The organism is Parasedimentitalea nitratireducens, assembly GCF_057444295.1.
Genome location: NZ_JBYAXC010000003.1, coordinates 36,885 through 55,691 on the forward strand (window position 1 = coordinate 36,885; position 18,807 = coordinate 55,691).

Here is an 18,807-nt window from a genome sequence, read left to right on the forward strand (position 1 = left end):
TTGCAGTTTTCCCCGACACAAAATTCATCTAAGGTCGGCAAAAATACGAATGACAAGATCTGGGGGGGTCGCAGTGTCACGATTTGACAGATACGTGCTGTCCCAATACCTGCTATTTTTCGGCTTTTTCGCGCTGATTCTGGTGGCCGTGTTCTGGATCAACCGCGCTGTTGTCCTGTTCGACCGGTTAATTGGTGATGGGCAGTCGGCCCTTGTTTTTCTTGAGTTTACCGCTTTGGCATTGCCCAATCTTGTTCGAATGGTTTTGCCAATTGCGGCTTTTGCATCTGCTGTATGGGTCACCAACCGCCTAAACAGTGAAAGCGAGCTGACAGTTCTGCGTGCGACGGGAACCAGCCCATGGCAGATGGCGCGCCCTGCGCTTGCCTTTGGTGTTATTACCGCTTTGATGATGTCTGTTCTGACACATGTTTTATTACCGACTTCGATCGCTCAGCTGGAGGAGCGCGAAACCGAAGTTGCGCGAAATGTTACCGCCAAGCTGTTGACCGAAGGCAATTTCCTGCACCCGGCAAAGGGCGTCACATTCTACATACGCCAGATCGATCCAGATGGTACTTTGAACGATGTGTTCCTGTCAGATCGCCGTACCGAGGATCAAAACGTGCTCTATACAGGGGCTCGCGCCTTTCTGGTTCGCGACGAAGGCCGCACCCACCTTGTTATGGTGGATGGGATGGCGCTGAGATTGGACACATTGGGGCGCACACTTTCCTCAACAGCGTTCTCTGATTTCTCGTACGATATAAGCACCTTAGCCGACAAAGCAGACGGAAAATCTCGTAACATTCGGGCGATTTCCAGCATGGAACTGCTGACCCAAGCCGACCAGATCGTTAAGCAAGAGGCCTTTAGCCATGGTCAGTTGGCCGAGGAACTGCACCTTAGGTTTGCCCGAGCGTTGATTTGCATTGCAGTTGCTTTGATTGGGTTTTCTTCACTGATGCTGGGCACCTTCTCAAGGTTTGGTGTCTGGCGCCAGGCGCTATTGGCCTTTGTATTGCTCATCTTTGTTGAGGGGCTACGCGGGGTCGTGGCCGATCCTGTGCTGAATAATGCCGATTTGTGGCCACTTATCTATTTACCTTCTTGCATTGGAGTGGCGATCGCACTGCTGTTCCTGCAGTTGGCGGCGCAGCCGATACAGTTTCGCAAGAAATCAGCCCGAGCCAATTTGACAGAGGCCCCCCAATGAAGCTGGATCTGTACTACGCACGACGCTTTTTGCAGTGGTTCGCGATAATTTGCACGGTTTTATTGACCTTGGTGATGTTGATCGACTTGAACGAGCAATTTCGCCGTTTTGATGGCCTTGATCTCGGGTTTGGCCAACTTGTCAATCTGACCCTGCTTAACGCTCCTGCTGCGCTGAATGAGTTTCTGCCGCTCATCATGATCTTGTCTACAATTGTTTTGTTTGTTGGCTTAGCACGCAGCAGCGAATTGGTCGTTACCCGCGCAATTGGTCGGTCTGGCATTCGGGCTTTGGTGGCGCCGCTCGCAGTTGCCGCAATAATCGGTGTGTTGACCGTTAGCACCCTGAACCCAATTGTCGCGGCCACTTCAAATCGGTACCAGGACTTGTCTGATACTTATCGAAACGGTGGTCCCGCTGCTCTTTCGTTGTCTGGTGAAGGTCTGTGGCTGCGCCAAGGGGGTAGTCAGGGGCAATCGGTCATCCACGCAACCGGCTATGGCGGCGAGGTCGACAACATTACATTGCATGATGTCACCATCGTCTCCTATGCGCCTGATGGCGGGCCAGTTCAGCAAATCATCGCACAAAGCGCCAGGCTTCAAGGCGATCACTGGCTTTTGCTCAAAGCAAAGGTTTGGCCATTGACGCTTGGGGTTAATCCAGAAACGAACTCTGTCGAACACGAAGAACTGCAATTGCCTACAACACTGACACAAGACCGCATTCGAGACAGCCTTGGAACCGCATCAGGCATTTCTGTTTACGATCTGCCCGAGACCATCCGCGCGCTGAACCAAGCTGGCTTTTCAACCAAGCGGTTCGAAGTTTGGTTCCAAGTTGAATTGGCCCGCCCGTTGTTTTTGATGGCTATGGTGCTTGTTGGCGCGGCCTTTACGATGCGCCATGCTCGTTTTGGCGGCACGGGCCTTGCTGTTCTGACGGCTGTTCTTCTGGGATTTGGACTATACTTCATTCGCAATTTCGCTCAAATTCTGGGCGAGAACGGACAAATCCCCGTCGCTTTGGCGGCCTGGGCGCCTCCAGTGGCATCTATCTTACTTACCTTGGGGCTGCTGCTCCATGCGGAGGACGGCTAATATGCGTCGTACCCTACTTGTTGTCGCAGCTGTCCCCTGGATAGCATTGTCGCCGATCGCGCATGCTCAACAATCGAACACCTCTGATGCCCAACCAGCAATGCTGGTGGCAGATCAGGTCTTTATCACACGCGAACGCACGCTAATTGCGCAAGGAAATGTTGAAGCGTTTCAGGGCGACATTCGTCTTCGAGCGCAGAAAGTCACCTTTGACCGTGACAGTGGAACACTACAGATCGAAGGCCCAATTCGAATTGATCAAGGCGGTGAAATTACGATCCTCGCCTCGGCTGCCGAACTCGACAAGGACTTGCGCAACGGCATTCTCAGCGGCGCGCGTATGGTGTTTCAACAACAGCTACAGCTAGCCTCGCAGCAAATGACCCGCGTCGAAGGCCGCTATACGCAGCTGTATAAAACTGCCGTTACATCCTGTCATGTCTGCGACGACGGATCGCCGCCGCTTTGGCAAATCAGAGCGGAGAAAATCACTCACGACCAGCTTGAAAAACAGCTGTACTTTGAAAACGCACAGTTTCGTATTCTGGACGTCCCCGTTTTCTATTTTCCGGGCATTCGTCTGCCTGATCCCACACTGGAGCGGGCGACCGGTTTCCTGGTCCCCTCTCTGCGAACAACCTCTAATCTTGGCACAGGGGTTAAGGTTCCGTATTTCTTCACCCTGGGCGACAACCGAGATCTGACTCTCACCCCGTATCTGTCATCCAAGACGCGAACGCTGGGAGCTCGGTATCGTCAGGCATTTCGAAATGGGCTTATCGAGCTAGAGGGAGCTGTCACGCGGGATGATCTGCAGCCAAACGACATGCGGGGATACCTGTTTGCTGATGGTGCCTTTGACTTGCAGCGCGATTTCAAACTGGAGTTTGAGGTCAAAGCAACATCAGATGACGCCTACCTCGCTGACTATGGGTTACCGGATCTGGACCGGCTTCGGTCGCAGCTAACCCTAACACGGGTAAGACGCGACAGTCTTTTCCGTGCTGGTGCCTTCTACTACAAAACCCTGCGTGACAGCGAAGACCAAACCCAGATCCCCTCTTCCATTGCGGATGTCTTCTACCAACAGCGCCATCACCCTGCGCAGCTTGGTGGTGAACTGCAGATGACGCTGCACGCGCATAGCCACAGCCGGACATCGAATACGGACATCGTAGGCCGCGATGTGGCCCGTACAACTTTTGATGCTGATTGGCAGAAAAGCTGGCACTTGGCTGGCGGGATTGTAACCGAAGGGCAATTGGGGCTTTCTGCCGATGCCTTCGGAATACAAGATGATAGTTCCTACCCTTCCAACGCCACTCGCTTGACCCCGCGTGGAGCTGTTACATTTCGTCTGCCGATGACGCGCCGCAACGCTTCAGGAGCCACTCATTTCCTTGAACCCATTGCTCAGTTGAGCTGGAGTGATGTGACTGGAGACGATGTTCCCAATGACGAAAGCAATTTTGTAGAATTCGACCAAGGCAACCTGCTGGAACTCTCGCGGTTCCCTGCAACGGATGCCCGCGAAGACGGGTTTTCGTTTGTCTATGGTTTCAACTGGGCACGATATGCATCAGACGGCTGGCAGGCCTCCGCCACAATCGGCCAGGTTTTTAGAGAAACAGCCGATAGCCAATTTACCAAGTCCTCGGGCCTTGGTGGCACATCCTCCGACGTGTTGCTGGCTGGTCAACTGAAGCTAGACGACAAACTGGCCCTGACCGCGCGCGGTTTGTTGAATGGAGCTTTCAACTTTTCAAAGGCCGAACTTCGGGGTGACTGGAGTGACGGCCGCGCAGATGTCTCAGGTAGCTATCTGTGGCTCGGGACCGACCCAGCCGAGGGCCGGACTGAAGAAACCTCTGAATTGTGGTTTGATGGCAGTTACGAAATCCACCCAAACTGGTCTGCCAGCGCCAATTTGAGATATGATATTTCCGATGCCCGGGCATCTCGGGCTGGCATAGGCTTTGTCTACAACAACGAATGCGTAAAGGTCGATCTTTCCGTCAACAGGCGTTATACTTCGACATCAAGTGTTGAGCCTTCGACCGATTTCGGCTTTACCATCGCATTAAATGGATTTTCCGTCGACGGCGGCACAAAAAAGTACAGGCGATCATGCAGCAATTCCTAAAGTCTTGGTTCTCTGCTCCGGACCTACTACGCGGCACCGTCCGCGCATCCTCCGCAGCTTTCCTTTTTGCCACTGTGGCAAATCTACCTGATGTGGCACATGCGCAGGGCCTGTTTTCGCCCGCAGTCACCGTAAACGAATCCGTTGTTACCAACTATGAACTGGAACAACGCACCCAATTCGTGCGGTTGCTTGGTTCAACTGGTGACCCCTATGAACAAGCGCGGGATGAACTGATTAATGACCGCCTGAAAGAGGCGGCCACCGCAGAGGTTGGCATCACCGTTTCCGAAGAAGAGGTCATCGCCGGGATGACTGAATTGGCTGGACGCGCCAATCTATCATTAGACGAATTTATCAAAGTTCTCGGCCAAAATGGTGTCTCCCCTGAAACTCTGCGTGACTATACCACCGCAGGCCTTACATGGCGCAACTATGTCGGGGCCCGCTTCCTATCCCAAGCACGGCCTAGCGATGCCGAAATCGACCGTGCAATGGGCCGGGCCGGCACCGGTGGAGTTCAAGTCCTTCTGTCCGAAGTGATTATCCCCATCAATGAGCAAAATGCGCGCCAGGTCGAAGAACTGGCGGAGCAAATCAGCCAGCTGGGTAGTTATGGCGCGTTTTCTTCAGCCGCGAAGCAATACTCAGCCGCAGGCAGCCGCAACGATGGAGGTAGGCTGAGCTGGATCGCCCTGACCAAATTGCCACCACAGCTGCAAGAAGTCGTATTGGGACTAAAACCAGGAGAAATTACAGCCCCATTGCCGCTGCAAGGGGCCGTAGCTTTATTTCAACTCCGTGGAATTCGCGAGATTGCCGGATCAGCACCTCGGTATGCAGCTATAGAATATGCCAGCTACTTTATTCCAGGTGGCCGTAGCCCCGAAGCGTTGAATACCGCGAGCACTATTGCCCGCCAGATTGACACCTGTGACGATCTTTATGGAATTGCCAAAGATCAGGATCCAGAGATTCTTGAACGCCAAAGCCTTACCCCTGCCGAGATCCCGCAAGACATTGCTCTGGAACTGGCAAAGCTTGATTCTGGCGAAACTTCAACGATGCTGACACGCAACAATGGTCAAACATTGGTTTTGCTGATGATGTGTGGACGTACGGCAGACCTCGGCACCGGTGAGGACAATGGGCGAGAAGCTATTGCCAATGCGCTGACCCAACAGCGACTTGGCGCCTTTTCCGATAGTTTTGTCGAGCAGTTGCGTGCAGACGCGGAAATTGTCATCAAATGACCCAAGCTCCCCCCATCGCTCTAAGCTGTGGGGAGCCCGCTGGAGTGGGCCCGGAAATTGCAGTCAAAGCCTGGGAACAGCTGCGTGATAGCTGTCCCTTTTTCTGGATTGGCGATCCACGCCACCTGCCCGCTGGCACTCCAATTGCTGAGCTCAGCTCTCCAGCTGATGCCCTCACCTGCTGCTCAACTTCATTTCCGGTGCTGCCAACGCTCTTTAGTGGTTCAGTTACCCCGGGCGCACCCAGACCAGAACACGCTGCTGGCGTGATCCGGTCGATTGAAACAGCCGTCCAACTGGTCCAATCCGGCCAAGCCTCAGCAGTTTGCACGGCTCCCATTCACAAAAAGGCCCTGATCGACGGGGCTAACTTTGCCTATCCTGGGCATACCGAATTCCTAGCATCTCTGGCCAACCGCAAACGGGTTGTCATGATGTTGGCCTCTGATCAGTTGCGCGTGGTGCCTGCGACCATTCATATTGCTCTGGCCGACGTACCGCAGCAGTTGACCCCTGCTCTGCTCCGCCAGACAATTGAGATCACCGCGCGTGGCCTGCAGGCACAGTTTGGCATATCACATCCCCGCATTGCGGTTGCTGGTCTAAACCCACATGCTGGCGAAGGCGGAGCCATGGGCCACGAAGAGCTCGATTGGATCAATACCCTTCTGGACGAGATGCAGTCCGAGGATTTTTCACTATCTGGTCCGCACCCCGCAGACACGCTCTTCCATGCTGCTGCCAGGAAACGCTATGACGCGGCGGTCTGCATGTACCACGACCAGGCCCTGATCCCGATCAAAACGCTTGATTTCGACCGCGGCGTCAACGTGACCCTTGGCTTGCCCTTTATCCGCACCTCTCCCGACCACGGTACCGCCTGTGATATAGCAGGACAGGACATGGCCAACCCAACCAGCCTGATCCAAGCCCTGAAAATGGCACAGAGCATGGCACAAACGCCTTGATCCTTCATCTGGCTCCAAATATCCCCGCCGGAAGCAAGATGACTCTTACACAGACATCGCCCAGCCCCAGGTAAGAAATGATATGTCCGCCATCGACACCCTCCCGCCTCTGCGCGATGTAATCGCAACCCACCAACTGTCGGCCCGTAAATCACTAGGCCAGAACTTTCTGCTCGACCTCAATCTGACTGCCAAGATTGCCCGCCAGGCTGGAGATCTGACAGGTTGCGACGTGTTGGAAATTGGCCCCGGCCCCGGCGGGCTTACCCGTGGACTGCTGGCCGAGGGCGCCCGCCGGGTACTGGCCATTGAAAAAGATAGCCGTTGTATGTCGGCTCTGGCAGAAATCTCAGATGCCTATCCCGGTCGGTTGCAAGTGATCGAGGGCGACGCGCTTGAAGTTAACCCGCTGGAGCACCTGACCCAGCCAATCCGCGTAGCGGCCAATCTACCGTATAACGTAGGGACCGAGTTGCTGGTGCGCTGGCTAACCCCCAAACAATGGCCGCCCTTCTGGCAAAGCCTGACCTTGATGTTCCAGCGCGAGGTTGCAGAACGCATTGTCGCCAAACCCGGCACCAAGAAATATGGTCGGTTGGCCCTGTTGGCGCAGTGGCGGGCCGAGCCGCAAATCGTGCTGTCGCTGCCGCCAGGCGCCTTCACACCGCCACCCAAGGTGTCCAGTGCAGTTGTGCACCTGAATGCCCTTGCCGAACCTCGGTATCCGGCAGATGCAGCTACGCTGAACCAAGTGGTCGCAGCGGCCTTTAACCAGCGGCGTAAAATGCTGCGCTCGGCCTTAAAAAGCGTCGCGCCAGATATTGAGGACCACCTGAAGGCTGCGGGCATTCCCCCCACCGAACGGGCAGAGCAGGTCAGCCTCGAAGCATTTTGCGCCTTGGCACGTAGCCTTAAGCCAGCCACTTAAGACCGAACAAGACATTCATCCAACAAAGAAAAGCCCCGGAACAGCTTGGCTCCGGGGCTTTTCTAATCACGGAAAAGATTGCTTACTCAGCGGCCTCAGGTGCGTCACCAGCCTTGGCTGCGGGAGCCGCTGACTCTTCTGCCTTCTTCTCGGCCACTTCTTTGGGCTTAGCCGCAGGCTTACGTGTACGTGGGCGACGGGTGCCCGTTTTCTTTGGCTTGCTTTCTGGTGTCTCAACAAGGCCGGAATCGCCATTTGTTTCACCAGAGGCGCCTATATCCAGAACGTCGGGCTGTGGAGCTGCGGCAGGATCTTCGCTTCGCGCTACTGGCTCTGGCTGAGCAGCGGCTGCTTCACTACGAGCGGCGGCCTCGCGTTCCTGGCGTTCAGCGCGTTCGCGATCACGCTCAACCTGACGTTCGCGGTTTTGCCGCTCCTGCTCTTCACGACGGGCGTCTTGTTCCCGCTGCGCTTCGCTCAACATCCGCAGATAGTGTTCCGCATGCTGCTGAAAATTCTCAACGGCAACGCGATCATTGCCCAGCTGCGCATCGCGAGCCAGTTGGTTATACTTGTCGATGATTTGTTGTGGGGTGCCGCGTACCTTGCCTTCGGGGCCCGAGCTATCGAACACCCGGTTTACAACATTACCACCACCAGTGGGGCGATTGCGGTTCGACTTTGACCGCGAACGTGATTTAGACGATCTCATTTGTTTAACGTCAGCCTTGATTCGTTGTGTCGTAGTTCCCAAAGTGCGCTGTTTGCGCAGGATCATCGACCATTTTGGGCTTGGTGTCGCCGGTAAGATATTTTTGCCAAACACACATGCGACACCTATGTGTAACCATGTCAGGTACATGCAGACAAGGGGCGGAAGAGAATTTTTCTACTTTTTTTCAACCAAATTGGCCAAATCCTGTTTTAGCACAGTTAAACTGCCATGTTCTCAGCACATACAACGCGGTCACGCCCATCAAGGTCCTGAACCACCCTGACATTGCATAACTCGGCCTGTTCAAACAGAGAGGCAACCGCAGCTGCCTGTGTTGGACCAATCTCGACCATGACCCGTCCACCTGACCGCAAAAACTTGCGCACGTCTTGGGCAATCAAGCGATATGCGCCCAAACCGTCACCCCCATCGGTAAGCGCCATTTCCGGTTCATGTTTGCGCACTTCGTCAGACAGGCCCGGCATTTCATCCAATGCAATGTAAGGAGGGTTGGAGACGATCAGGTCAAACTGTCCCTCGACTTTCTGAAACCAGTTCGATTGCCGAATATCCGCGCGTTCGGCAACGCGGTGTAGCACTGCGTTGGCACTGGCTTGTAGACAGGCAGCCTCGCTCAGATCGACGCCCAATCCGGTTGCGTCACTTTGTTCAGCAAGCAAGGTGACCAAAATGCAGCCCGAGCCGGTGCCCAAGTCCAATACGCGCTGAAACGGCTCGGCCAAGGCTGCCTCGATCAGGCATTCGGTCTCTGGGCGGGGATCCAGGACATCACCAGACACTTTAAACCGTCGCCCATAGAACTCGCGCTCCCCCAGCAGATGCGACACAGGCACCCGGATCACTCGCAGGGCAATAAGCTGCTCATACCGGTCGGCAACATCATACGCCAATTCCTCAGGAGCAATCAGCGTCACACGGCTTGCTTCGATCCGGGCGGCATGTGCGAGTAGGACGCGCGCGTCTCGGGCCGGGTCTGGCACGCCTGCTGCCCGCAAACGAGCGGTCGCCGCCACCATTGCCTGCGCGGCTGTTGGCGCGCCGCTCATTGTCCCATTTCGGCCAAGAGCCGCGCCTGATTGTCTGCAGTTAAGGCGTCGATGATTTCATCCAAATCACCGGTCATCACCTGATCCAGCTTGTATAATGTCAGATTGATCCTGTGGTCCGTCATACGTCCCTGTGGAAAGTTGTAGGTGCGGATACGTTCCGAGCGATCCCCGGAACCAACCTGCGAAGCACGGTCGGCCGATCGCTCGCTATCGACCCGTTGGCGTTCCTGATCATAAAGCCGGGCTTTCAAAACCTGCATGGCGATCTCACGGTTGCGGTGTTGTGACTTTTCAGAGCTGGTGACAACGGTTCCGCTAGGCAAGTGGGTGATGCGCACAGCGGAATCAGTGGTGTTCACGTGCTGCCCCCCTGCCCCGGATGAGCGCATGGTATCAATTCGCAGATCGTTCGCATTGATCTCGATGTCCACATCCTCAGCTTCGGGCAGCACGGCAACCGTAGCTGCAGACGTGTGGATCCGACCACCGCTTTCAGTGGTTGGAACCCGCTGCACGCGGTGCACGCCGGATTCGAATTTCATCCGGGCAAAGACGTTCTCGCCCTTAATATGCGCGACCACTTCTTTGATGCCGCCCAACTCGGTTGCCTGCTCCTCAAGCACCTCAAATTTCCAGCCACGCGCCTCGGAGTATCGCTGGTACATCCGGAGCAGATCCCCCGCAAATAACGCCGCCTCATCCCCGCCGGTGCCGGGACGGATTTCAAGCATAGCTGGCTTGGTATCCGCCGCATCCTTGGGCAGTAGCGCCAGCTGAAGCGCCTTCTCGGCATCGGGGATCGCCGCTTTCAGCGCCGGAATTTCCTCTTCGGCCAAATCCTTCATATCCGGATCACTCAGCATTTCCTGAGCCTCGTCCAAATCGGACATCAGGCGCCGATATGACTCGATCTGCTCGACGACGGGGCGAAGATCGGAATACTCCTTGGCCAGCTGTGCGATATCACCAGCACCAGCGCCGTCGGACATCGCCGCTTCAAGATACTGAAACCGCTGAATGATCTGTTCAAGGCGTTCTTCGGGTATCATCGATGCTATGTCCGTTTATCGTAGAATTTGGTCAGGCCTGTTCTTTGTGATAGGCTAGTGCCATGCAACATGCCAGAGCCGTTATAACCCTCATCCTTGTTGTCTTTGCCCAACCGGTGCTGTCAGACGTCAAAGCACCAGGTGGCAAGACAATTGATTGCTATTGCACGGACAAGTCTGGATCCCGCATTGAACTGGGGGAAACGATCTGCATGCAGGTGGATGGCCGCATGTTTATGGCCCAGTGCCAAATGTCGTTAAATGTCCCAATGTGGCGCGAAGTGAGCCAGGGTTGTCTGTCGTCATCGCTGGATCAACGTGTCGCAAATTACAGCCCCATCTCCAAGCTTCCGCCCCTATAGACCACTGCAGTCGTTATTGCCCCGGCACAGGCTCTGTCTCAATCTGCGGGCTTTGCTCGATCTTCATTTGGCCCAACCAATCGGCGATCCGTGCGCCATTAACACCCAGATCGGAACGCCCAAAGCGAAGGCGTGCATAGACTTTGAGCAAATCGCCGTCCTGTCGCGCAGTAGTATAATCGGGGAACCCAAACAGTTTGGTACGCGTCACATAGGTCGCCTGCCCATCCTCGACCGAACCGGCAAGAAGCTTGGTCCTGGGGGCCACACTGGCGATCTGGTCAAACCGCCTCAACCCATCAGGACCGGTACGCACAACCCGAAACACGCCACCGCGAAAGGCTTTATCCTCGGTAAACTCGGGCTGCGTATTCCAATCCAATGGATCAACGGGCGCAAAGCGAATGAGCCCAAGCACCACAATGAGCACGGCCAAACTCAACCAAACAAAAACCATCACGCGTCCCATTGTAGTTTTGACCCTGTGCCAGTGGCCCAAGGCCAGCTGATCCTCATATTCCTCGTTATCGCGTCGTGACCCCAGGCAGTACACAGAGTAATTCGTACAGCAAATTGGCTGCGGTCAGAGCCGTGTTGCCACTGGTGTCATAGGGGGGGGAAACCTCGACCAGATCACAACCAACGATATTCACTCCGCGCAGGGCTCGGATCAGCTCAAGCGCCTGTGGTGTTGTCAGGCCACCAATTTCTGGCGTGCCGGTTCCGGGCGCATAGGCTGGGTCAAGACTATCAATATCATAGGTGACATAGGTCGGCCGATTGCCGATATCGCGGCGAATTTCCGCACCCAAATTGTTCAAGGAACGATGCCACAACTCGGATGCCGGAAACTGCTGAAAGCCCCATTTTGCGGCCTCGGTAAAGTCAGACGCCGCATAACCAGTACCACGCAGACCAACCTGGTAGGTTTTATCGGCTTGGATCAGACCTTCCTCGTAGGCACGCCGAAACACTGTACCGTGGGTTTCTTTCTCGCCAAACATGTCGTCGTTGACGTCCGCATGCGCATCCACATGAACAACCGCCACCGGGCCATATTTCTTGGCGATGGCGCGCAAAATTGGAAGGGTGATCGAGTGATCGCCGCCCATGGCCACCGGGACAGCACTGCTGGTCAGGATAGCGTCATAGCTGGCTTCTATGATCCGCAAACTTTCAGAAAGCGAGAACGTATTGATCGCCAGATCACCAATATCTGCCACCTGAAGACTATCGAACGGCGCCACGCCATTGGCCATGTTGTACGGCCGGATCATCGAGCTTTCAGCTCGGATCTGCTTGGGGCCAAACCGTGTTCCCGACCTCCAGGAAGTTCCGATATCCATCGGAATACCCAACACTGCCACATCCAGCCCGTCCAGCGAGGTTGCCTGTGGCAGTCGCATGAATGTCCCAGGGCCCGAAAATCGGGCCAGATCGTTACCGCTGATGGGTTGATTATAGTTAGTCATTGTTTCTCATATTCCAGCCCAGCAGGCAGATAATTTCGGTGGCCACATGGGCTCCGGCAATTGCAGTTGCGCCTGTGGTATCAAACGGAGGCGAGACTTCAACTACATCGCCGCCTTTGATATTGATACCAGCGATTTCGCGCAACATACGCGCGGCTTGGGCTGAAGTAAGACCGCCCCAAACCGGCGTGCCAGTGCCGGGTGCATAAGCTGGATCCAGCCCATCAATGTCAAAGCTCAGATAGGTAGGATGGTCTCCCAGGATCTCTTTGATCCGGCGGGCTGTTTCCACGGGGCCGATTTCGTGCACCTCGGCGGCGTCGATGATATTCACCCCCATGGTGTCTTCGTTTGAGGTGCGTATGCCCACCTGAACGGACTTAGCCGGATCAATCAGCCCCATCTTGATCGCCTTGTAGACAAAGGTACCATGATCCACCCGGTCCATATCGTCATCCGCCCAGCTGTCGCTGTGGGCGTCAAACTGCAGCAGCGCCATTGGTCCATATTTCTCGGCATAGGCCTTAAGGATCGGGAAGGTGATATAGTGATCCCCACCTAAAGTGACCGAGGCCACATCAGCTTCCAAGATAGCGCTCATATGCTGCTTCAATGCTGCCGGAAAACCCGCAACGTTGGCATAATCAAAAGCCAGATCACCATAATCGACAATGGCCAGCTCGCTCAGTGGGTCATAGCCCCAGCCGTAAGGCGCATCCGGGCTTTGCAGCGCCGATGCCTCGCGAATAGCCCGCGGCCCTAGACGCGTGCCAGGTCGGTTGGTGACAGCTTGGTCAAACGGTACGCCGGTGACAGCGATATCAACACCCGTCAAATCCTTGCGATAGCGACGGCGCAGAAACGAGGTTGCACCACCAAAGGTGTTCTCAAAACTCAGCCCCTTCAGGTCTTCCCGCGTAAAAGCCTCGTCGACCAAATGTTTTGCGTCTTCCAATGCCATTCTGACACACCCTCTGCACTAGTATTGCACCCGGCATAGCCGAGTGCATTCTCTCTGTCACCAAAACCTTGGTTAACGCTTAGCTCAACGGCTGAGCCCGCTCTACCAATCGGGCAAAGAATGAAGCGCCGATAGGAGCGATTTCATCGTTAAAGTCATATTTGGGGTGGTGCAATCCTGCACTATCGCCCTGCCCCAGGAACAGGTAAGCACCGGGCCGCGACTGCAGCATATACGAGAAGTCTTCAGCTCCCATTTCACGGGTGCCTTCGGCCTCGACATTGTCTGCTCCGGAAATCTCGCGGGCCACGTCAACCGCAAACCCCGCCTTTTCAGCATCATTGGCCGTAGCGGGATAGCCAACGACATAATCCAACTCTGCCTCAACCCCGTAACTTGCCGCCTGCCCGGCCACGATTTCGTGCATCCGCTTCATCACCATGGCCTGCACTTCTGGGTCAAAAGTGCGCACGGTGCCGTTGATATAGGCGGTATCCGGGATCACGTTGTCCGTGCTACCAGTGTGGATCTGGGTCACCGAAATCACCAGATCCTGCAGGGCGTAATGATTACGACTGACGATGGTCTGGATCGCCTGAGCAATGCCACAGGCCGCCATCACCGGATCGCGCGTTTCATGCGGCATGGCCCCGTGGCCACCAACGCCCTGAATATTCACATGGAACTCATCAACCGCTGCCATCAGCGCACCCGAGGTGGTCGTAAAACTGCCAACTGGTAGGTTCGGCGCATTGTGGATGCCATAGACCTGCGAGATGTCAAAAGTGTCCATCATGCCCTCTTCGACCATCACCCCAGCACCACCGCCATCTTCTTCGGCCGGTTGGAAAATCAGCGCAACACGACCTTTGAAGTTTCGAGTCTCGGTCAGGTATTTTGCCGCGCCCAACAACATGGTGGTGTGCCCGTCATGACCACAGGCGTGCATATTGCCTGCATGACCAGACGTATGTTCTGCGCCGGTTTCTTCGACAATCGGCAGCGCATCCATATCCGCCCGCAGTCCAATGGTTGGCCCGTCACCTTGCCCATTGATGATGGCCACCATGCCTGTCTGCGCAATGCCCTCGTGTAGCTCGTCCACACCGATCTCGCGCAACCGCGCGGCCACAAAGGCGGCGGTTTTAGGTAGATCAAACGCCAGTTCCGGAATCTGATGCAGCTGTCGCCGCCAGGTTTTCATCTCTTCGGCATAACCGGCGATACGATTGACAACAGGCATGGGCTGGACTCCTTGGTCAGACTCGGGATTGATGCATCTGACACAGGAACAAGAGCCGCTGCAATGCCCGAAAACCCCATCATCCACGATCAAACCGCCGGCATTGAACGCCTGCTGGAAATCATGCGCCGCCTGCGCGATCCACAAACCGGCTGCCCTTGGGACATCGAACAGGACTTTGCCACTATCGCGCCCTATACCATCGAGGAAGCATATGAGGTGGCCGATGCCATTGAAAAACAGGATTGGGCGGAGCTGAAAGGCGAACTGGGCGACCTGTTATTTCAATCCGTGTTCCACGCGCAAATGGCAGATGAGGCCGGGCATTTCACCTTTCAGGACGTGGTCACCACCATGTCGGACAAGATGGTCAGCCGTCACCCACATGTCTTTGGCGACGAATCGCGCGACAAATCCGCCGAGCAGCAAACCCAAGACTGGGAGACCATCAAAGCCGCCGAGCGTGCTGGCAAAGAACAACAAGGCACGCTGGATGGGGTCGCCGTTGGCCTGCCGTCGCTGCTGCGCGCCTACAAGCTGCAAAAACGAGCTGCCCGCGTTGGGTTTGACTGGCCGTCAGCCCAGAATGTTCTGGACAAGATTTCCGAGGAAAGCGCCGAACTGGTCGAGGCCCGCGACGAGCTGACTCAAGACGCCGTTGAAGAAGAATTTGGCGATTTGCTGTTTGTGATGGCCAATCTGGGTCGCCACCTTGGCGTTGAACCCGAAGCCGCCCTGCGCCGCGCCAATGCCAAGTTTACCCGCCGTTTCGAGGGGGTTGAGGCTAGACTTGCGGACCGGGGAAAAACTCCATCAGACAGTAACCTCGAAGAAATGGACGCTCTGTGGGACGCCGTTAAGGCCTCAGAACGCGGCCCTTCTTCCTAGCCCACCCAGGCTTCTTCTTGCTAAGAATACTCATTCCTACACAAACAACCCTGGCCAGCGCTGGACAATTGCCCCCCGCCTTGCAAATGTCACTCTTCGCAATACCTAGAGGCTCCTCATGACCACGCGCAAAATCATCATCGACACCGACCCCGGCCAAGACGACGCCGTTGCCATTCTGCTGGCCTTGGGCAGCCCGGACGAGGTTGACCTGCTGGGCATTACCACCGTGGCCGGTAATGTGCCTCTGGCCCTGACTCAGAAAAACGCCCGCATTGTTTGCGAGGTTGCGGGCAAGATGGATGTGCCGATCTATGCGGGCAGCGACGCGCCGCTAGAGCGACCACTGGTCACAGCAGAACATGTGCATGGCAAAACCGGCCTAGACGGGCCAGACCTGTTTGAGCCCACCCAGCCGCTTACTGAGGGCCACGGTGTTGATTTCATCATCGACACCCTGCGCAACAACCCCGCCAAAACCGTGACCCTGTGCACCTTAGGACCGCTCACCAATATTGGCGCAGCCTTTCGCAAGGCTCCGGACATTATCGACCGGGTGCAGGAAATCGTTATGATGGGCGGCGCTTATTTTGAAGTGGGCAACATCACCCCGGCGGCCGAGTTCAACATCTACGTCGACCCCGAAGCTGCTGATATCGTATTTAAGTCTGGCCTGCCTATCGTAGTGCTGCCCCTAGATGTCACCCACAAGGCGCTGGCTACCAAACCCCGCGTTCAGGCCTTCCGCGATCTTGGCACCCGCACCGGCATCTTCACGGCCGAGATGCTGGAATTTTTTGAACGGTTTGATATTGAAAAATATGGCTCCGAAGGCGGCCCACTGCATGACCCCTGCGTCACCGCCTATGTCATCAAGCCCGAGCTGTTTTCAGGCCGCCATGTGAACGTCGAGATCGAAACCCAGTCGGAACTGACCCTGGGCATGACTGTTGCCGACTGGTGGGGCGTCACGGATCGCAAGCCCAACGCAATGTTCATGAGCCAGCTCGACGCCGACGGTTTCTTTGATTTGCTAACGGAAAGACTTGGACGGTTATGATCCAGCTTGTTGCGCCAGATCCCGAGTGGCCCGCCATGGCGCAGGTCGAGGCTGATCACTGGCGCACCGCTGGATTAGATGGTTTGATCGCAGTCCACCATATCGGCTCCACCTCGGTGCCCGGATTGCCCGCCAAGCCCATCATTGACCTGCTGCCTGTCTTTGAGGACATGGACCAGATGGAGGCCAGCCGCGCGGCACTGGAAGCGATGGATTATGAATGGATGGGCGAATTTGGCCTGCCCGGTCGGCGCTATGTACGCCGGGACGATCCCGACAGTGGTAAGCGCCTTTTTCAGGCTCATTGCTATGTCACCGGTTCGCCCGAAATCACCCGCCACATCGCCTTTCGTGACGTCCTGTGCGGCAATGGCCCATTGCGGGCCGCCTACAGCTCGGTTAAGGCGCAATGCGCCGCACGTCATCCCGGTGACCATCAGGCCTATGGCGCCTGCAAATCCAACTGGATCGACAAGGCAGAACGCAAGGCATTGGAGTACCTAAAATGAGCGCCGCCCTTCACCTCGCCAAACCCGAAGACCTAGACAAGGTGCTGAAACTGGTTGCCGCTTTTCACGAAGAAATGGAGATCTCTAGCACCGACGACAGCCGCCGCGCTGCCATCGAACCATTGCTGAACGGCATCCCCTACGGTGCGGTCTATCTGGCCGGCCCCACCAAGGCACCAATTGGCTATGTCGTCGTCACCTTTAGCTGGTCCATCGAATTTGGCGGCATGGATGGCTCGATTGACGAACTCTATATCCGCCCACCAGTGCGCAAACGCGGCATCGCTACCGAGGTGTTGATTGCGCTGCCAAAAACACTGGCCGAAGCAGGCATCACCGCCTTGCATCTTGAAGTCGATCGCGAAGACGAAGACACCCAGCGGCTTTATGCCCGCACCCGGTTCCAGCCGCGCGAACGATATCTGCTGATGACCAAAGAGCTGTAAAGCTCTAGACCAACCTGCGCAATCTGGGACCGACCTCGGCAAAACCATTTCTCTGGTAAAAATCCACGGTCCGCTTCCAGGTCGGCTGATCTGGAGCTCCAACTTCCAGCCTTTTCCAGCCTCGGTTCTTTGCCTGAGCCGTCGCTGCGTCTAACAGCTGTGCCGCCACACCTTTGGAGCGCATGTCTGGCACCACGTAGATTTCAGTGATTTCGCCAAATAGCCCACCTGCATAGATCGCAGCACATTGGTTGAGCATAATCAGGCCCACCGGCCTGTCGCCATCAAACGCCAAAAAGCCGTTCACATCATCACGCCCAAGCAGCTCAGCAGCAGTGGCCTCCAATTCCCGAGCATCAAACGCGTCTCCTCCGCTCAGCTCGGTCAGCAGAGCAGCCACATTTTCAGCCACAAGCGCGCAGTCGTTCGGTGTTACAGCTTTCAACTTCATGTTGCCCTCGGAATTTGATCAAATTTCCAAAGACACATTAAGGTGCATTCAGCACGTCACAAGCTCATATTAAAGCAAGGTCCAGTACTTTGCCTGAAAGCCTAGTCAGAAATACATTGGTGGCGCGTAGAGATTATTCATCTGCTGATTGTAGGTAGGAGCAGCTGTATTCGGAACATAGTTGGTGACACCGGGATCAACCCATTCAGTACACCCAAACAGCAAAATTCCCATAACGCAGACCATGGCAGTGCGCTTTAATTGCGTAATCATCGCAGGACCCCCTCCATTCCCGCGACATGACATTTTGGGTCTAATATGCACCTCGTCTTGCACAGCTGGCCCAGTCAGATCGCGGCCCAATTCACAAAAGGCAGGTAGCGCTTCAAGCGTAAAATCAAAGAAAAAGCCCCTGCCGTGACTATACGGCAAGGGCTCGGGGGCATTTGTCGGCAGATAGCTGCCTATTTCAGGAACGAATATTCCTTAAAGGTCGCCGCCTCTCCCACCTTTTGCCCTGTCTCATTCAGCAATGGCCAAATGACCGCATTGCGGATTTCAAAGTGCTTGCCACTGGCGCTGATCCGCACGCCGGAATAGTTCTCGATAAAGCCATTCGCACGCATTTCGGCAAACATCGCGTCCCGTTGTGCCCGATGCGCCGGTTCAGCCGTCAACCTTGAAGGTAAGACGGTAAGAGCCTCCCACGACATCTCCCACAGATTTTGCGCCGCCAGATTACCATAGGTCAGGATGGGGTCTTCGGCACCGTTATGCGCAAGCACTGGAAAATCCGAATAATAAACGGCCTTGGCCGAACTATCCGGCAGCAAAGGACGACCAACCACTTTGGCAAAAGAACGCACCAACAAGTCAGTGAATTCAGCTTGATAGCCGTTCTCGACACTTGGTTCCTGCATGTGCCCTCTCCTCAAAACAGGAGACCCCACCAGTGGCGGGGTCTCTGGGGCAG

21 protein-coding genes are annotated in these 18,807 nt (G+C 55.6%); 11 read left to right on the top strand and 10 right to left on the bottom strand.

Annotated features, from left to right (window positions below; genetic code table 11):
* The first annotated feature begins 73 nt into the window (after positions 1-73).
* The 6 genes from lptF (at position 74) to rsmA (ending at position 7,608) form a co-directional block, all read left to right on the top strand.
* On the top strand, positions 74-1,216 hold the full coding sequence (gene lptF, locus AC2T28_RS10780) for an LPS export ABC transporter permease LptF (RefSeq protein ID WP_486749000.1): 1,143 nt from the start codon (positions 74-76) through the stop codon (positions 1,214-1,216).
* On the top strand, positions 1,213-2,316 hold the full coding sequence (gene lptG / locus AC2T28_RS10785; RefSeq protein ID WP_486749001.1) for an LPS export ABC transporter permease LptG: 1,104 nt from the start codon (positions 1,213-1,215) through the stop codon (positions 2,314-2,316). Before lptF ends, lptG begins: the two co-directional genes overlap by 4 nt.
* A gap of 1 nt (position 2,317) precedes the next feature.
* Positions 2,318-4,459 (top strand): LPS-assembly protein LptD, encoded by a 2,142-nt coding sequence (locus AC2T28_RS10790; protein ID WP_486749002.1) that lies wholly within the window; start codon positions 2,318-2,320, stop codon positions 4,457-4,459.
* The gene (locus tag AC2T28_RS10795) at positions 4,444-5,712 is read left to right on the top strand and encodes a peptidylprolyl isomerase (RefSeq protein WP_486749003.1); all 1,269 of its coding nucleotides are present in this window, start codon (positions 4,444-4,446) and stop codon (positions 5,710-5,712) included. The genes AC2T28_RS10790 and AC2T28_RS10795 overlap by 16 nt, the downstream gene beginning before the upstream one ends.
* Positions 5,709-6,680, top strand: coding sequence for a 4-hydroxythreonine-4-phosphate dehydrogenase PdxA (gene pdxA, locus AC2T28_RS10800; protein WP_486749004.1), 972 nt, complete (start codon positions 5,709-5,711; stop codon positions 6,678-6,680). Before AC2T28_RS10795 ends, pdxA begins: the two co-directional genes overlap by 4 nt.
* Before the next feature lie 82 nt (positions 6,681-6,762).
* Positions 6,763-7,608 (top strand): 16S rRNA (adenine(1518)-N(6)/adenine(1519)-N(6))-dimethyltransferase RsmA, encoded by an 846-nt coding sequence (rsmA, locus tag AC2T28_RS10805; RefSeq protein ID WP_486749005.1) that lies wholly within the window; start codon positions 6,763-6,765, stop codon positions 7,606-7,608.
* Between the two features lie 82 nt (positions 7,609-7,690).
* Here rsmA and AC2T28_RS10810 read toward each other — a convergent pair whose 3' ends face one another.
* The 3 genes from AC2T28_RS10810 to prfA form a co-directional block, all read right to left on the bottom strand.
* Positions 7,691-8,320: a DUF4167 domain-containing protein gene (locus tag AC2T28_RS10810; RefSeq protein ID WP_486749006.1), complete on the bottom strand. Its 630-nt coding sequence runs from the start codon at positions 8,318-8,320 to the stop codon at positions 7,691-7,693.
* A gap of 221 nt (positions 8,321-8,541) precedes the next feature.
* Positions 8,542-9,390 carry a peptide chain release factor N(5)-glutamine methyltransferase gene (gene prmC, locus AC2T28_RS10815; RefSeq protein WP_486749007.1) on the bottom strand — a complete coding sequence of 283 codons (849 nt, stop codon included), beginning with the start codon at positions 9,388-9,390 and terminating at the stop codon, positions 8,542-8,544.
* Positions 9,387-10,442 (bottom strand): peptide chain release factor 1, encoded by a 1,056-nt coding sequence (prfA, locus tag AC2T28_RS10820; protein ID WP_486749008.1) that lies wholly within the window; start codon positions 10,440-10,442, stop codon positions 9,387-9,389. The genes prmC and prfA overlap by 4 nt, the downstream gene beginning before the upstream one ends.
* A gap of 62 nt (positions 10,443-10,504) precedes the next feature.
* On the opposite strand from prfA, the gene AC2T28_RS10825 reads away from it, so the two are divergent.
* Positions 10,505-10,804: a hypothetical protein gene (locus AC2T28_RS10825; RefSeq protein WP_486749009.1), complete on the top strand. Its 300-nt coding sequence runs from the start codon at positions 10,505-10,507 to the stop codon at positions 10,802-10,804.
* A 13-nt stretch (positions 10,805-10,817) separates the two neighbouring features.
* Here the strand turns inward: AC2T28_RS10825 and AC2T28_RS10830 are convergent, their stop codons facing one another.
* The 4 genes from AC2T28_RS10830 to AC2T28_RS10845 all read right to left on the bottom strand — a co-directional run bounded on the left by AC2T28_RS10830 (position 10,818) and on the right by AC2T28_RS10845 (position 14,480).
* Positions 10,818-11,273 (bottom strand): DUF1499 domain-containing protein, encoded by a 456-nt coding sequence (locus AC2T28_RS10830; RefSeq protein WP_486749010.1) that lies wholly within the window; start codon positions 11,271-11,273, stop codon positions 10,818-10,820.
* 55 nt (positions 11,274-11,328) lie between these two features.
* The gene (gene speB, locus AC2T28_RS10835; RefSeq protein ID WP_486749011.1) at positions 11,329-12,276 is read right to left on the bottom strand and encodes an agmatinase; all 948 of its coding nucleotides are present in this window, start codon (positions 12,274-12,276) and stop codon (positions 11,329-11,331) included.
* Positions 12,269-13,237 carry an agmatinase gene (gene speB / locus AC2T28_RS10840; protein WP_486749012.1) on the bottom strand — a complete coding sequence of 323 codons (969 nt, stop codon included), beginning with the start codon at positions 13,235-13,237 and terminating at the stop codon, positions 12,269-12,271. Before speB (AC2T28_RS10840) ends, speB (AC2T28_RS10835) begins: the two co-directional genes overlap by 8 nt.
* A gap of 79 nt (positions 13,238-13,316) precedes the next feature.
* The gene (locus tag AC2T28_RS10845; RefSeq protein ID WP_486749013.1) at positions 13,317-14,480 is read right to left on the bottom strand and encodes a M20 aminoacylase family protein; all 1,164 of its coding nucleotides are present in this window, start codon (positions 14,478-14,480) and stop codon (positions 13,317-13,319) included.
* 63 nt (positions 14,481-14,543) lie between these two features.
* On the opposite strand from AC2T28_RS10845, the gene mazG reads away from it, so the two are divergent.
* The 4 genes from mazG (at position 14,544) to AC2T28_RS10865 (ending at position 17,383) form a co-directional block, all read left to right on the top strand.
* Entirely contained in the window at positions 14,544-15,368 is an 825-nt protein-coding gene (mazG, locus tag AC2T28_RS10850; RefSeq protein WP_486749014.1) for a nucleoside triphosphate pyrophosphohydrolase, read from the top strand.
* 118 nt (positions 15,369-15,486) lie between these two features.
* Positions 15,487-16,428: a nucleoside hydrolase gene (locus AC2T28_RS10855; protein WP_486749015.1), complete on the top strand. Its 942-nt coding sequence runs from the start codon at positions 15,487-15,489 to the stop codon at positions 16,426-16,428.
* The gene (locus AC2T28_RS10860; protein WP_486749016.1) at positions 16,425-16,937 is read left to right on the top strand and encodes a GrpB family protein; all 513 of its coding nucleotides are present in this window, start codon (positions 16,425-16,427) and stop codon (positions 16,935-16,937) included. Before AC2T28_RS10855 ends, AC2T28_RS10860 begins: the two co-directional genes overlap by 4 nt.
* Positions 16,934-17,383 carry a GNAT family N-acetyltransferase gene (locus AC2T28_RS10865; RefSeq protein WP_486749017.1) on the top strand — a complete coding sequence of 150 codons (450 nt, stop codon included), beginning with the start codon at positions 16,934-16,936 and terminating at the stop codon, positions 17,381-17,383. The genes AC2T28_RS10860 and AC2T28_RS10865 overlap by 4 nt, the downstream gene beginning before the upstream one ends.
* 4 nt (positions 17,384-17,387) lie before the next feature.
* On the opposite strand, the gene AC2T28_RS10870 is transcribed toward AC2T28_RS10865, so the two are convergent.
* From AC2T28_RS10870 to AC2T28_RS10880, 3 genes are all read right to left on the bottom strand, one after another.
* Positions 17,388-17,834: a GNAT family N-acetyltransferase gene (locus tag AC2T28_RS10870; protein ID WP_486749018.1), complete on the bottom strand. Its 447-nt coding sequence runs from the start codon at positions 17,832-17,834 to the stop codon at positions 17,388-17,390.
* A 105-nt stretch (positions 17,835-17,939) separates the two neighbouring features.
* On the bottom strand, positions 17,940-18,107 hold the full coding sequence (locus AC2T28_RS10875; RefSeq protein WP_486749019.1) for a hypothetical protein: 168 nt from the start codon (positions 18,105-18,107) through the stop codon (positions 17,940-17,942).
* A gap of 191 nt (positions 18,108-18,298) precedes the next feature.
* Entirely contained in the window at positions 18,299-18,754 is a 456-nt protein-coding gene (locus AC2T28_RS10880) for an MEKHLA domain-containing protein (RefSeq protein ID WP_486749020.1), read from the bottom strand.
* Positions 18,755-18,807 lie beyond the last annotated feature (53 nt).

Bases quoted from the DNA above. Each gene is read 5' to 3' on its own strand.
- lptG (WP_486749001.1), top strand. From the start codon at position 1,213: ATGAAGCTGGATCTGTACTACGCACGACGCTTTTTGCAGTGGTTCGCG.
- AC2T28_RS10790 (WP_486749002.1), top strand. From the start codon at position 2,318: ATGCGTCGTACCCTACTTGTTGTCGCAGCTGTCCCCTGGATAGCATTG.
- AC2T28_RS10795 (WP_486749003.1), top strand. From the start codon at position 4,444: ATGCAGCAATTCCTAAAGTCTTGGTTCTCTGCTCCGGACCTACTACGC.
- pdxA (WP_486749004.1), top strand. From the start codon at position 5,709: ATGACCCAAGCTCCCCCCATCGCTCTAAGCTGTGGGGAGCCCGCTGGA.
- rsmA (WP_486749005.1), top strand. From the start codon at position 6,763: ATGTCCGCCATCGACACCCTCCCGCCTCTGCGCGATGTAATCGCAACC.
- AC2T28_RS10810 (WP_486749006.1), bottom strand. From the start codon at position 8,320: ATGAGATCGTCTAAATCACGTTCGCGGTCAAAGTCGAACCGCAATCGC.
- prmC (WP_486749007.1), bottom strand. From the start codon at position 9,390: ATGAGCGGCGCGCCAACAGCCGCGCAGGCAATGGTGGCGGCGACCGCT.
- prfA (WP_486749008.1), bottom strand. From the start codon at position 10,442: ATGATACCCGAAGAACGCCTTGAACAGATCATTCAGCGGTTTCAGTAT.
- AC2T28_RS10825 (WP_486749009.1), top strand. From the start codon at position 10,505: ATGCAACATGCCAGAGCCGTTATAACCCTCATCCTTGTTGTCTTTGCC.
- AC2T28_RS10830 (WP_486749010.1), bottom strand. From the start codon at position 11,273: ATGGGACGCGTGATGGTTTTTGTTTGGTTGAGTTTGGCCGTGCTCATT.
- speB (WP_486749011.1), bottom strand. From the start codon at position 12,276: ATGACTAACTATAATCAACCCATCAGCGGTAACGATCTGGCCCGATTT.
- speB (WP_486749012.1), bottom strand. From the start codon at position 13,237: ATGGCATTGGAAGACGCAAAACATTTGGTCGACGAGGCTTTTACGCGG.
- AC2T28_RS10845 (WP_486749013.1), bottom strand. From the start codon at position 14,480: ATGCCTGTTGTCAATCGTATCGCCGGTTATGCCGAAGAGATGAAAACC.
- mazG (WP_486749014.1), top strand. From the start codon at position 14,544: ATGCCCGAAAACCCCATCATCCACGATCAAACCGCCGGCATTGAACGC.
- AC2T28_RS10855 (WP_486749015.1), top strand. From the start codon at position 15,487: ATGACCACGCGCAAAATCATCATCGACACCGACCCCGGCCAAGACGAC.
- AC2T28_RS10860 (WP_486749016.1), top strand. From the start codon at position 16,425: ATGATCCAGCTTGTTGCGCCAGATCCCGAGTGGCCCGCCATGGCGCAG.
- AC2T28_RS10865 (WP_486749017.1), top strand. From the start codon at position 16,934: ATGAGCGCCGCCCTTCACCTCGCCAAACCCGAAGACCTAGACAAGGTG.
- AC2T28_RS10870 (WP_486749018.1), bottom strand. From the start codon at position 17,834: ATGAAGTTGAAAGCTGTAACACCGAACGACTGCGCGCTTGTGGCTGAA.
- AC2T28_RS10875 (WP_486749019.1), bottom strand. From the start codon at position 18,107: ATGATTACGCAATTAAAGCGCACTGCCATGGTCTGCGTTATGGGAATT.
- AC2T28_RS10880 (WP_486749020.1), bottom strand. From the start codon at position 18,754: ATGCAGGAACCAAGTGTCGAGAACGGCTATCAAGCTGAATTCACTGAC.